The 13,506-nt window shown below is 54.5% G+C and carries 8 protein-coding genes and 1 pseudogene; 5 read left to right on the top strand and 4 right to left on the bottom strand.

Translation table 11 applies throughout. The features are described from left to right. Positions 1-109 precede the first annotated feature (109 nt). The 4 genes from KI237_RS14675 to KI237_RS30990 all read left to right on the top strand — a co-directional run bounded on the left by KI237_RS14675 (position 110) and on the right by KI237_RS30990 (position 3,913). Positions 110-496: a nitroreductase gene (locus KI237_RS14675; protein ID WP_249410735.1), complete on the top strand. Its 387-nt coding sequence runs from the start codon at positions 110-112 to the stop codon at positions 494-496. Next, on the top strand, positions 493-2,145 hold the full coding sequence (locus KI237_RS14670) for an AMP-binding protein (RefSeq protein ID WP_212800431.1): 1,653 nt from the start codon (positions 493-495) through the stop codon (positions 2,143-2,145). Before KI237_RS14675 ends, KI237_RS14670 begins: the two co-directional genes overlap by 4 nt. A 90-nt stretch (positions 2,146-2,235) precedes the next feature. After that, positions 2,236-3,543, top strand: a complete 1,308-nt coding sequence (locus tag KI237_RS14665) for an OprD family porin (RefSeq protein ID WP_212800430.1) — start codon at positions 2,236-2,238, stop codon at positions 3,541-3,543. Positions 3,544-3,730: 187 nt separating this feature from the next. Beyond that, positions 3,731-3,913, top strand: a complete 183-nt coding sequence (locus KI237_RS30990) for an outer membrane protein transport protein (RefSeq protein ID WP_502937121.1) — start codon at positions 3,731-3,733, stop codon at positions 3,911-3,913. A 163-nt stretch (positions 3,914-4,076) separates the two neighbouring features. Here KI237_RS30990 and KI237_RS14660 read toward each other — a convergent pair. From KI237_RS14660 to KI237_RS14645, 4 genes and pseudogenes are all read right to left on the bottom strand, one after another. Continuing rightward, positions 4,077-4,315 (bottom strand): annotated as a pseudogene (locus KI237_RS14660) (zinc-binding dehydrogenase); the annotation flags it as partial. 631 nt (positions 4,316-4,946) lie between these two features. Continuing rightward, complete coding sequence (locus KI237_RS14655) at positions 4,947-7,538, bottom strand: EAL domain-containing protein (RefSeq protein WP_212800429.1); 2,592 nt, start codon at positions 7,536-7,538, stop codon at positions 4,947-4,949. Beyond that, positions 7,535-10,588, bottom strand: a complete 3,054-nt coding sequence (locus KI237_RS14650) for a hybrid sensor histidine kinase/response regulator (protein ID WP_212800428.1) — start codon at positions 10,586-10,588, stop codon at positions 7,535-7,537. The genes KI237_RS14655 and KI237_RS14650 overlap by 4 nt, the downstream gene beginning before the upstream one ends. A 31-nt stretch (positions 10,589-10,619) precedes the next feature. Then, positions 10,620-11,522 carry a substrate-binding periplasmic protein gene (locus KI237_RS14645; protein WP_212800427.1) on the bottom strand — a complete coding sequence of 301 codons (903 nt, stop codon included), beginning with the start codon at positions 11,520-11,522 and terminating at the stop codon, positions 10,620-10,622. A 425-nt stretch (positions 11,523-11,947) separates the two neighbouring features. Here KI237_RS14645 and KI237_RS14640 point away from each other — a divergent pair, with 425 nt between their 5' ends. After that, positions 11,948-13,495, top strand: coding sequence for a TerC family protein (locus KI237_RS14640; RefSeq protein ID WP_212800426.1), 1,548 nt, complete (start codon positions 11,948-11,950; stop codon positions 13,493-13,495). Positions 13,496-13,506 lie beyond the last annotated feature (11 nt).

Below are 13,506 nucleotides of genomic sequence, written 5' to 3'. Positions count from 1 at the left end.
TAAGGGGGAAACGGTGTCCTGTCTTTCATGGGGCTCGTTCAATTACCCACGCGAATGGACTTCACCCTACGTGGATCGGAGAAGGAAAGTAGGGTGGGAACTCTACGGATTGCTGGGAATTGAGAAGGGTGACAAGCAGCGAATGCATGCGCAACACAGTCGCAATTACCGTTTCTTTGACGCGCCTGTTGGTTTGATCTTCACCATTGATCGAGTCCTAAAAGAAGGGAGTCTCCTTGACTACGGAATGTTCCTGCAGGCGGTGATGGTGGCGGCGCGGGGGAGGAACTTGCACACCTGCCCACAAGCAGCTTTTTTGAAATATCACCATGTTATTTCGCAAGCCCTCGCGATCCCGGCAGATCAAATGTTGGTTTGCGGAATGAGTCTGGGATACGCCGACGAGTCCAGTATCGAGAACACCTTGGTCACTGATCGGGAGCCGGTGAGCGCGTTTTCCACTTTTCATCACAATAATAAGGAGACAACACCATGAAGCCTAGCGCTTATGAGAATGGGCTTGAACACTGCAAGGCTAACTATTTGCCCCTGACTCCACTTGGTTTTCTCGATCGGGCAGCGCTCGTGCACCCGGATAGGGTAGCTGTGGTACATGGTGAACTTCGCAGAACCTGGAGTGAGACCCGCGAACGTTGCTATCGACTGGCCTCAGCTCTTTCAAAAAAGGGAATGGGTGCCGGAGACACCGTTTCAATTCTGTCTCCCAATACCCCGGCAATGCTTGAAGCGCATTTTGGGATACCCCTCTGCGGCGCGGTTCTGAATGCCGTTAACTATCGCCTGGATGCTGAAGGCGTAGCATTCATACTTCGTCACGGGGAATGCAAGCTCCTCTTGGTGGATCGAGAGTTTGCTGCACTGGCTAATGCCGCTATTGAACTCCTTGAGCATCGTCCGATGGTCATCGACATCAATGATCACTTAGCACCACTTTCCGCGAGCGTTGGGGAAGTCGATTACGAAACGTTCATCGGCAGTGGTAACCCTGATTTCGAGGGAGTATGGCCCAGTGACGAGTGGCAGCCGATAGCGCTCAACTACACCTCAGGCACAACCGGTGATCCGAAGGGTGTCGTGGCGAGTCATCGCGGCACCTACCTGATGAGTATGCTGCAGATCACCAACTGGCCGCTTTCTCGGGCTCCTCGTTACCTGTGGACACTCCCAATGTTCCACGCAAACGGATGGTGTTTTACGTGGGCTATCACTGCTGCCGCGGGCACGCATGTGTGTCTAAGAAAAGTTTCCGCAGAGACGGTTTTTGAGTCGATAGACAACCATGGTATCGATCACTTCTGTGCGGCGCCTATTGTTATGGCCATGATTGCGAACGCCGCAGATCGCCCGCCACTTAAAACGTCGGTTCGAGTACTGACTGCTGGCTCTCCACCTCCTGCTACCGTACTCAACGCCGTAGTCTCACAAGGCTTCGACGTTAACCACGTTTATGGAATTACGGAGGTTTCCGGCACCCCAATCAGCTGCGAATGGCAAGACGGTTGGGATGATCTAACACCGAGTGAGCAGGGCGCTTTGCGTGTACGGCAAGGGGCTCGAGCAGCAGCCTTTGAAGGCTTAATGGTCGCGGACCCGGAAACTATGCAGCCGGTACCGAAAGACGGCCAGACAACGGGTGAGCTACTGCTCAAGGGCAACACCGTAATGATGGGTTATCTGAAGAATGAAAGCGCAACCCAAAAAGCCTTTGAAGGCGGCTGGTTTCATACGGGTGATGTCGCCGTAGTGCATCCCAACGGCTACGTGCAAATTACCGACCGTTGCAAGGACGTCATTATTTCCGGTGGCGAGAATATATCGTCCGTAGAAATCGAAGAAACCATTCACGGTCATCCAGCTGTTTTACATGCCGCTGTTGTCGCTCAGCCTGATGACAAATGGGGAGAAGTACCCTGCGCGTTCGTCGAGTTGAAACTTGGTATGGAGCCTCCGACCGAGGCAGAAATAATGATGTTCTGCCAAGCTCGTCTTGCTCGATTTAAATGTCCGCGCAGAGTAATTTTTATGGAGCTGCCAAAAACCGCAACTGGGAAAATCCAGAAATTTTTACTTCGAGAGCAAGCAGGCAGTCGTGATGCGATTGTCCGTTTAGCTTCAAATTGCTAGTGCTTGCATTATCTTAGAAATAGCTGAGTTAAAAGATTTCCTTGTTGCTTCTGTTACTTACAAATAATAAAAAAATCGGAGCATTGAACAGTGAGCCTAAAGAAAGTATCAATAAATCTGGTAGTTATCAGTATTGCCATAAGTGGCCAGGCGTTTGCTGACTTTCAAAGTGATAGCAAAGCCACCTTGGGAATGAGAAACTTCTACTTCAATAATGACAACCGAGATGGTACCGCTGCCCCTTCGAAAACCGAAGAATGGGCGCAGGGTTTCATGTTGGACTTCAAGTCGGGTTATACCGATGGTGCGGTTGGTTTTGGCATTGATACCCTGGGGTTGCTGGGCATCACCCTGGACACTGGCAAGGGACGTCACGTCGGTAGTTCTATGATTCCCTCGGACGGTGACGACCGTACTGTAGACGAATGGAGCCGACTGGGACTGACTGGAAAAGTCAAAATGTCGAAGACCGAACTGCGCTACGGCACCTTGATTCCGAAACTTCCAATTCTTGTCGCCAACGATACACGGGTGCTTCCACAAACGTTCGAGGGCGGCCAAATCACCTCGAGCGAGTTCAAGGATCTGACCCTGACGGGCGGGCGAATTGAACATGCCACCGGTCGCGGTTCAACGGATCAGACAGGGCTGGCCGCTATGGGCGGAACGCGTGAAAGCAATCAGTTCGACTTCGTCGGGGGCGACTGGAAAGTCACCAAGGACCTGACGGCTCAGTACTACTACGCTCATCTCGATAACTACTATAACCAGCAATTTTTCGGACTGATCCACACGCTTGCAATCTCGGATAACCAATCTCTGAAGACAGACCTGCGCTACTTCAAAACTGACTCGTCAGGTGAAAACAGCTCCGGTACATCAGGTTACCGAATCAGTGGCTACACCAAGAACGCTGATGGCGTGATCGACAACCGCCTCTGGAGTGCTACGTTCATTTATAGCCTTGGCGCCCACGCATTTACTGCGGGCTACCAAAGCGTTTCGGACGGGAGCAGCTTCACCCAGTTAAATCAGGGGAGTTTGGTGGATAAAGGCGCCGGTGGTAGTAGCCTTTATCTATACACAGACCGTCTGATCCAGAGCTTCACCCGCGCTGGGGAACGTACGTCATTTGGTCAGTACGCCTATGACTTTGCCGCTTTGGGTCTCCCTGGACTGAAAGCCTCAGTCATGTACCTCTCCGGGGACAATATCAAGACGAGATCCGGCGACAATCAGAAGGAATGGGAAAGGGATATCTTTCTGGACTACGTCATTCAGTCGGGAGCGCTCAAAGGGGTTGGCTTGGGTTGGCGTAACGGTAAATCCAATAGCGAAGCTGCGCGCGATCAAGATCAGAACCGGGTGTTTGTAAGCTACAGCATCCCACTTCTCTAAAAACGCAGCATAACCGTATCAAACTAATTTCGAGAGTTTTAAGCAAGTCAATTTGACTCTCTACTGATAGACTCACACAAAAGGCCTAATAACGGCCTTTTGTGTCGCAAGCACAAGATCAGGATATCGATCAATTCTGTAAAAATGTCTACCGACCTTGCGAATTGAGTGCGAGGCGTTATGAACAATAGCTCTGGGCGCAGCCTTTTCGCCGAGCAATAAGTTGACCGTCGATATTGCCTACGGCTACTTGCGCGAGCCCTCAACAACAGTTAATCAAGCCAATACAAATGGCGCACAACCTAGTTATAAAGCTGAATACAACAATAGTGCGCATATTGTGGCTGCACAGCTAACGAACAAGTTTTAAATCTCGCCAATGTACTCATATTCCTCAGGCACCGGAAGGGTTGCATAAGGGAGTGTGCTGTTCATGACTGAACGAGTATCTTCATTGCTCTTGAATTTATGGGCGAGGGGGGGAAGGGGGAAGGGCTTCTCTTGATAAGATAAGCCTCTCTTTCCTGGTTAATTCATTTGATTTTTACGACGACTTTACCTTTCGCTAGGCCTTGCGCCAAATATTCAAGCGCTTGCTTGGCTTGCTCGAAAGCAAATACTTGATCAATCACCAGCTTGATACGCTCCACTTGATGAGCTTACCAATCTCATCAAGTTGAGTACCATCCGGTCGAACGAACAAAAACGAATACATCACATTGGTTTTCTTCGCTAAGCGCATAATTTTCCGGTTCATCAAGCCGAAGACAAATTTCTTGACGTCATGGCTCATTCCTTAGGCGCAGTTATGATGTCGCGCGCGTGCCCGATGACTCTGCGCTAGCTGATGAAATTCTGGCGGCTTGCCGTGACTAAGGAAACTAATGAACGGCTGACTCGACTCGTGACTGCGCTCAAGCGAGCGGAGACTTGAAGGTTTCCCGGAAAACGGGTTGCAGACTGAGGACGCCAGTGGCTGTACGGAGGAAAGATTGGGAATGGGATAAACGGCCACGTCATGGGTGAACCCGCGCGCTAAAATTTCTGAGTGGTGCATCTACGTTTAGAGGATGTGAGGATGCTGTGGAAGTGGACATCGTTCATAACACATTGTTTAACATAATATACATTATGTGAACCCATGGATTCTCCTCGTGGCCCTCTGCCTCGATGCTTTTCACCAGCTACTGATGTGTTTTGCCAGTAGCAACACGGCTTCAGGCCGATGGCTCCTATCCTTCGCCAGTCACCTGTGTCGTAAGCCTCGGCCAGAAAGACTGCTACGGTTTCTGAATCATCCAGCGTGTTCGCAGGATCATAATCATGAATCAGCTCTGTCATTGGATGACCTCGGGGAAATCCGCTCAAGTTGCCATGCTCAGGAAGCATGGCAACTTGAGCGTTTACTGCTTCACTCCAGCCAACGTCCGGTAGTGGCGAAAAGACTCGCGCACAGTCTCGATCAGTTCTGTTTCTTGCCACGGTTTGGTCAGGAAACGATAGATCTCGCCGCGGTTGATCGCCTCGGTCACGCTATCGACTTCGGTAGAGCCAGAAAGGACCATCCGAACCGTATTGGGGTGCATGGTTCGAATACAGGCGAGCAATTCGGTACCGCTCATGCCAGGCATGCGTTGGTCAACAATGATTACGCCAACTCGGTGTTCAGCCAGCAGCGTGAGTGCTTCCAGCGTAGTCGTCGCCGTGAGGATGTTGTAGTTCTCGTGGCGCAGCAGGCGCTTGAGCGAGAATAAAACGCCCGGGTCGTCGTCCAGCAGCAACAAGGTGGATGAGGTTTCATCCTCGAGTACAACGTGCGGCGATTGGTACGAAGAGAGAAAGTGGTTAGTGTCCTCGACTGGCATGGGATGACTGATCAGGTAGCCCTGGATCAGATCACAGTGCATGGATCGAAGATAGCGCGCCTGGCCTGGCGTTTCGACGCCCTCCGCGACCACCTCCAGCCCGAGACTGTGCCCGAGCGCGATAATCGCCCTGACGATGGAGGCATTGCCCGCGTTAGTCGTCATATCGCGGACAAACGAGAGGTCGATCTTGAGCCGGTGCACCTTCAGTTGCTGTAGATAGCCCAGCGACGAGTAACCTGTTCCGAAATCGTCGATGGACAGTCGTACACCCAGGGCCTTGAGTTCGGTCAGGGACTTGAATGACTGGTCGCGGTCGACCATCACATAGCTTTCAGTGATTTCCAGTTCAAGCTGGTCGGGGTTGATGCCGGTTTCCGCTAGGGCGGTTTTGACGGACTCAACCAGGTTCCCTGCGCTTAGCTGGACAGCGGAGATGTTCACCGCTGTCTGACGCGGTGCGAGCCCGGCTGCTGACCACGTCTTGATTTGTTGGCACACCTCGCGCAACACCCAGTCGCCGAGTTGAATGACCAGCCCGCTCTCCTCCGCAAGGGGAATGAATTCACCCGGAGAGATCAACCCGCGTTCGGGGTGTTGCCAGCGGACCAGTGCTTCAAGGCCGCCTATATTACCCGTGTCCAGATCAATCTGAGGCTGGTAGTAAACCCGCAGCTCTCCTTGTTCAAGGGCGTTGCGCAACTCGGCTTCGAGTTTCAAGCGTCGCTTGGCGTGATCGGTCATCTCTGGCGAAAAAAAGCACAAGACGCCCCGCCCCTGCTCTTTGGCTCGATGGAGTGCCGCGTCAACGTTGCTGAGCAGGGTTTCGGAGTCTGTCCCATCGTCGGGATAGAGCGTAATTCCGATGCTGGCGCCGATGTAGACATTCTGCTTGCCCAGAATGAAGGGTTCTGCCAACGCATTGATGATGCGCTGGGACATCAGGTCCACCGGAACATCCAGGTGCTCCAGAATAATGTTGAATTCATCACCGCCGATGCGTGCAATGCTATCGCTTTCGGGCAACAGCCTTTGCAACCGCTGGCCAACTTGGGTCAGCAACTGGTCACCGAGTTTGTGGCCCAGGCTTTCATTGATCGTTGCGAAGTTATCGAGGTCGATGTTGAGCAGGGAAAATTGAGACTGATCGCGCTCGGCATGCAGGATCGCGTGGTCCAGCAGTTCGGCGAAAAGTACGCGGTTAGGCAAGCCGGTCAGAGGGTCACGGTGCGCAAGAATGCGATATTTGTCTTCCGTCAGTTGCAGCAATGCACTGCGTTGCGCCACTAAATCCTCTAGGAAGCGATGCAGTCTGGCCAGCTCCAGGTGGGTGCGAATACGTGCTCGTACCTCATCGATATCAAAGGGTTTGGTGATGTAGTCGGCGCCGCCGATCTCAAAGCCTTTGACTTTCTCCGACGTAGCATTAATGACGGTGACAAAGATGATCGGAATGCGACTGCCTGCCGGCGTTGCCTTGATGCGCTTGCAGACTTCATAGCCGTCCATGCGCGGCATCACGATATCAAGCAGGACGAGGTCTGGCGGTGTGCCGCCCTGAACGGCATCCAGTGCTTGCGCGCCGGTGCGTGCAACCGTGATGCGGTAGTCATCCTTGAGTGCTTCGAGCAGTTCGTGGATGTTTTCCGGGATGTCGTCGACTACCAGGAGCGTCGGACGGTTGGCCGGGTCTGCGTTCGCGGCAATATCGAAACGGATGGGGTTCTGGCGCAGGCGCCTGAGCTCAAGCTGATTGTGGATACGTGCCTTGAGCAGATCAGGGCTGAACGGCTTGGTGATGTAGTCTGCGACGCCCATCGCCAAGCCGCGCGCCTCATCCATGGCATCGGCCAGGGCGGTGACAAAGATAACCGGGATATTCGTGGTGCAAGGATCGAGCTTCAGGGCAGAAAGAACGGAATAGCCGTCCATGCCGGGCATCTTGATGTCCAGCAGGATGAGGTCGGGCTGCGGCTGACGGTTGGCCAGTTCCAGCGCTTTTTCACCGCTGGTTGCGGCGCACAGGGAAAAATCGTCACGCAACATCCCCATCAAAGCATGCAAGTTTTCGTGGACATCATCGACGATCAGAATGCGCGCACGTTTGTTGTTGGGAGCAAGTTCGGTCATGGTGACGTGTCCGGATCGATCATATTCAGGTGCTGTAATCGGGAATGTGCCGCGTCAATTTCAAAATCATCGATCAAGGCGGCAATAGCGGATACTTCCTGCTCGATCTGGGTTCCGCGAGTCCCCATGAGCAATCGTGCGAGTATGGGTTCTGCCGCACCAAGATCCGATTCCAAGGCTTGCGCGAGCTGGCTCAGCAAGGTGTGCAGCAAGGGTGCTGAAAAGGGTTCGGCGACACTCGACTGAGCGAGGCCATCATCCTTGGCAATCCCGTCGATCTCCTGCAGCACCTGCTGCAGGAGGATTTCGGCCTCATCCAGGATGCGAGCATCGGGGGTAATGTCTTGCTTGAGCTGGTCGTCGATGCTCGAGACGATGTCATAGAGGCCCTGGGCTCCGATATTTCCAGTGACGCCCTTGAGGGTGTGACAGAAATTCCCGGCGCCGTGTTGGTCACCGCTGGCAACAAAATCGCGCACCTTTACCAACGCATTAGCATAGTGCTGGCGGAATCGCCTTAGCTGTTTTCGATAGGCATCAGCCTTTCCGCCGATGCGGCGCAGCCCGTCCTGCGCATTGATGTGGGTCATTGCCTGTAGGTCGGCTGGCATGCCGCACACCGGCGATGTCTCGACATCCGGCACCGTCGGCCGCAGGCCGCTGCGCCGGCTGGGTAACTGTATCCATTTGGAAAGCACCGTCATCAGCCGATCCGGCGCAATTGGCTTGGTAATGTGATCGTTCATTCCCGCTTCATGGCTGGCCTGGGTATCCAGGGTCATTGCCAGTGCTGTCATGGCGATGATCGGCAGTGCCCCAAAGCGCTCTCCCCCCTCGTTATCAGCCAGCGCCCGAATGCGCCTGGTGGACTCCAGTCCATCCATCACGGGCATCTGGATGTCCATCAAGACCGCGTCATACTCATTGCCTTGAACCCTGTCGAGAGCATCCTGCCCATTCACGGCCTCCTCCACTTCCATGCCTTCGCTGCGCAACAATTCGGTGGCGAACTCCCGGTTAATATCGTTATCTTCGACCAGCAAGATGTGTGCACCGACCAATTGTCCGCTGTTCGCAGGATCAGGCGCCGCGGGTCTACTTTGAGCATCCACGCCGAGAATGCGGCCCCGCCCGAGGACCGAAAGAATGGAGTCGAGCAGCACCGAAGGTGAAACCGGCTTGATCAAGAAACCTTCCACACCGGCCTGCTCGGCCAGGCGCAAAACGTCTTCGCGGCCGTAGGCGGTGATCATGATCACCTTCGGAGGACGAGGTAAACGGAGATCGCGGCGGATGCGCTGGGTGGTCTCATCGCCATTCATGCCGGGCATGCGCCAGTCCATCAGGACCAGATCATAGGGTTCGGCGGTGGCGCTCTGCAGCTCAGTAAGGGCCGCTGGGCCACTGGCAACCGTGACCACGTCCAACTGGAAGAAGCGCAACATCTCGGCCAGAATTTCGCGAGACACGGCGTTGTCGTCGACGAGCAAAACGCGGATGCCCTTGAGCAGCGGTCCGGTCTGGTCGACCAGTTCTCGTTGGCGGGCCTGTGCTTGCCGCGCGATGGGTAACTGCACGGTGAAACTGATCGTGCTGCCTTTGCCTGGTTGCGAGTCTTCTATCCAGATACGCCCGCCCATCAATTCGGTCAGGCTCTTGCTGATGGCAAGTCCGAGGCCGGTCCCACCAAACCTGCGAGTCGTGGATGAATCGCCTTGGGTGAACTTTTCAAAGAGATGCTGCTGCGTTTCGGGGCTCATGCCGATGCCCGTGTCGCGCACGCTAATCTGCATATGCAGCGTGTCGTCACGAATGCTCAGGCTGCGGAAAGCCAACTCCACCTCGCCTTTATCCGTGAACTTTACGGCGTTCCCACACAAGTTGAGGAGGATCTGGCCCAGACGCAATGGATCGCCTATCAACCGCGCAGGAATGGTTGGGTCATGGCGAATAAGAAACTCCACACCTTTTTCTTCGGCCTGGAAGGCAATGGCATCCGTCAGTTGCTCTAACACGGAATCCAACCCGAATTCGATCTGTTCGAGCTTAAGCTTGCCCGACTCGACTTTGGAAAAATCGAGAATGTCGTTGATCACACCGAGCAGTGAGTGGGCGGCCGTTTGCACCTTACCCAGTTGGTTACGCAAGACCGGCGGCAAATCCTTTTTCAGGACAAGATAGAGCATGCCGAGAATGGCATTCATGGGGGTGCGAATTTCATGGCTCATGTTAGCCAGGAAATCACTCTTGACCTGGGTCAGCCGCTCCGCTTCTTCCTTGGCCAGGACCAGCGCTTCGGTTCGCTCGGCAACGAGGTCTTCGAGGTTGTGATTAAGCTGGTTGAGCGCCTGCAGCGAATCGAAGAGTCGACTGCGGCTTTCGTTGAAGGCATTGACCAATTCGCCCAGCTCGTCGCTGTAGGGATATTCGACTTTCTCCACGGGGGCATTGTCCGGGCCGAAACGCCAGTTCGTCACAGCCAGGGAAACTTGCGTAACGGCGTTGGACAGTCGATAGCGAATGGTCCAGAGAATGATCAGCCACAGTGCAGAAGTAATGACGATTGAATTGAGCAGGATGAACAGGCTGGCGTACTTGGTACGGTCCCATAGCACGCTGCGATCGGAATACATTTTCAGGACCCCGATCACAGTATGCTCGCCGTTCTGCGAGGGGGACGTGAGCGGCAATTCTACCTGGCGGAAGCTGGCGGGGAAGAAAGCCTCCCCTTCTTTCATCACGCTTGGAACATTGCCTGAGACCGCCAGAACATTGCCGTCGGCTGCAGCTACCTGGACACCGGTGACGATGGCGTTCTGGCGCACTGCGGTGACCATGTTCATGAGTTGAGGTTTATCCAACTCCCACACGGCGTTTGTGACGCTGGGGCCGATGGTCCGGCCCAGGGAGGCCAGGTCATTACTGATGTCCCTGCTGACGCTGAAATACTGGATGCTCAATTGCACCGCCGTCATGCTGACAGCAATCAGCAGATACCATGGAAACATGGTGTACAGCAGTCGCCTGAAAAGCGTCTGAGAGGAAAACATCCAGGTTTACTCCAACCCAGTGATTGGCATCTTATTTCCACCACCAGCGAGTATCCGGCTCTGGCGTTTTTTCAGGCAGAACAGGGTTGGAAAGACGGATGACCTGCCGATGCTCCTTGGCAAGCGTCGCAATCTCGTTTGCGTGGTAAGTCTCAAAGAGCTTGCGGAAAGACCCATCTTCCAAGGAAAGCTTGAGCCCGCGTTCAATTCGTTCGGCCAGTGCAGTGTCATTCTTGTTGACCCAGAAGTACACAGGGTACGGGAAGAACAGCGCCTTGGTTTTTTCAACGACCAATTGAGGATAGCTATCCTTGCGCTCTTCAAGCTCACGCGCCGCCTCATTCAACCCGCGCGGGAAGGCATCGAAGCGTTCTGCGGCAAGCATGCCAAAAAGATTCTCATAGTTGGTCGAGGTGACCACTGTGAACCCACTGGCTTGCATGATGGGCACATCGGCCCACTGGCTGTTAAGGCCCAGAATCAACTGCTGGCGCAGAGCATGCTCATCCATCTGAGCGATGCGAGCTTGATCGGCAGCGCGAATCACCAGCAGGCGAAAGCCGATAAGGCCACGCAAGATATCGATCTTGATCGGCAGCATATGGGATTCGCGTTCGGCGTTGGTCCCCAGGGCAATCACATTGATCTCCCCTGCCTGCAACAACTCCATGCCACGGTTCTGACTGATCTCCTCCGTATAGGGAACGAGACGGACGCGGCCATCAGTAGCCCGTGTATGCGCGAGTGCCAACTCAAGGAGCTGCCAACGATACTCATAGATGGGCCCGGAGGGGAAATAACGAAGAGTCGTTTTGCTGTCCGCGGCTTGCGCGGGATGAGCGAACAAATTCAGCGAAATAGCGGCGACAACCACAAGTTTCAGGAACCACGAAAAATGCGCCGCGGGGTTCTGCGTAAACGATGGGATTTGCATACTCCGGGTTTCCTTCTCCGCAGCGAACTGGGCAGATGCAGCGACGTCTGCGAATAGTTCCGCTAACGAGTCTAACCCTCAGAAACACAAAAAAATAGTAACAAGCCTGGCATTTGGCCAGGCCTGTCGTCTACGGGATCACCTGGCGCGCATGGAACGGTTTTCAACACAGCGGCTACCGGTCCGTGCCAATCACTGCGTTCTCGGACTGCCCTGTCAGATCCTGTAATAAATCGTCTCGTATGAAGTATTGGAAACCGTTGTAGGATTTCTTCCCCAATCATTTCCAGGTCTGTATGAACACCCCCCAGGAACCCCCCAGTCGCCTTTCAAATAACCGTTTGCTCTCCTGCGCCCCTAGGGCCTGCACATGTGCGTTGCAGCCCCCTTTCCTCGCATTGATCGCACGAGGGAGCGAATAACCCATGGAGTGGATAGTCGACCCCACGGCTTGGCTCGGCCTGCTGACCTTGATCGTGCTGGAGCTGGTGCTCGGCATCGATAACCTTGTATTCATCGCCATCCTGGCGGACAAACTTCCGCCCGAGCAGCGCGACCGTGCCCGTATCATCGGCCTGTCCCTGGCATTGCTGATGCGCCTTGGCCTCCTCGCCAGCATCTCCTGGATGGTGACGTTGACCAACCCGCTGTTCGATGTGTTCGGCAAGACGTTCTCGGGCCGGGACTTGATCATGCTGTTCGGTGGTGTGTTCCTGTTGTTCAAGGCGACCATGGAGTTGCATGAGCGCCTCGAGGGCCACGTGGCGCAACGTGCCGGCAATGCCGCCTATGCGCTGTTCTGGCCTATCGTTGCGCAGATTGTGGTACTGGACGCGGTCTTTTCCCTGGATGCGGTGATCACGGCCGTGGGTATGGTGGAGCACCTGTCGGTCATGATGATCGCGGTGATGTTCTCCATCGGCTTGATGATGATCGCGAGCAAGCCGCTGACAAAATTCGTCAACGGCCACCCTACCGTCATCATGCTGTGCCTGGGTTTCCTGATGATGATCGGCTTCAGCCTCACCGCCGAGGGCCTGGGTTTCCACATTCCGAAAGGCTACTTGTACGCCGCGATTGGTTTCTCGATCCTGATTGAATTGTTCAACCAGTTGGCGCGCTCCCGTCGCAAGAAAAGCCTGCAAGGTCTTCGGCCGATGCGCGAGCGTACCGCCCATGCGGTATTGCGCCTGTTGGGTGGTCAAAAGCTGGATGCCGATGAAGTCGGTGAGGAAATCGCCGACATGCTGGAGGGCGACGAACCCGAACAGGTTTTCCATCGGCGCGAACGAGTCATGATCAGTGGGGTGCTGCAATTGGCCGAGCGCCCGATACGCAGCGTGATGACGCCTCGTGCGCAAATCGACCACCTCGACTTGGCAAATGCTACGCAAGAAATCCGTACGACGCTGATGCACTCTTCTTACTCCCGCTTGCCGGTGATTCGGGAGGGACGCGTGGATGAGCCGCTAGGCTTTGTCCATAAGAAAGAACTGCTTAAAGAAATACTCGCGGGCAATCAGCCGGATCTGGAAGTCATGGCGCGCAAAGCCATCAACCTGCTCGACAGCTTCACGATCCTCAATGCACTGGAACAAATGCGTAAGGAGTCGACCCATATCGCGTTCGTGGTGAACGAGTTCGGTGACTTCGTGGGGCTTCTCACGATGACCGACATCCTGGAATCCATTGCAGGTGAATTGCCGGATGCCAGTGAAATCGAAGGCCCGAACATTGTTCCCCAACAAGAAGGTTTTCTTGTCAGCGGCGCCTTGAATCTCAGTCAGGTTCGCGAACACATCGGCTTCCAGGCGAAAGCGACGGAGGATTACCAGACGCTTGCCGGGTTGGTGATGAGCCTGCTTGATCGCTTGCCAATCATTGGAGACACACTCAGTTGGCAAGGATGGAACATGACCGTGATGGCGGTTGAAGAGCGTCGGGTGTCCAGGGTGCTGTTGCGCAAGGAATAAGTGCAGAACGA

Origin of the sequence: Pseudomonas sp. St316, assembly GCF_018325905.1 — a bacterium.
Taxonomy (GTDB): domain Bacteria; phylum Pseudomonadota; class Gammaproteobacteria; order Pseudomonadales; family Pseudomonadaceae; genus Aquipseudomonas.
The sequence above is the reverse complement of the archived record's forward strand: the minus strand, read 5'-3'. Positions and strand labels throughout refer to the sequence as shown.

Bases quoted from the DNA above. Each gene is read 5' to 3' on its own strand.
- KI237_RS14670 (WP_212800431.1), top strand. From the start codon at position 493: ATGAAGCCTAGCGCTTATGAGAATGGGCTTGAACACTGCAAGGCTAAC.
- KI237_RS14655 (WP_212800429.1), bottom strand. From the start codon at position 7,538: ATGACCGAACTTGCTCCCAACAACAAACGTGCGCGCATTCTGATCGTC.
- KI237_RS14650 (WP_212800428.1), bottom strand. From the start codon at position 10,588: ATGTTTTCCTCTCAGACGCTTTTCAGGCGACTGCTGTACACCATGTTT.
- KI237_RS14645 (WP_212800427.1), bottom strand. From the start codon at position 11,522: ATGCAAATCCCATCGTTTACGCAGAACCCCGCGGCGCATTTTTCGTGG.
- KI237_RS14640 (WP_212800426.1), top strand. From the start codon at position 11,948: ATGGAGTGGATAGTCGACCCCACGGCTTGGCTCGGCCTGCTGACCTTG.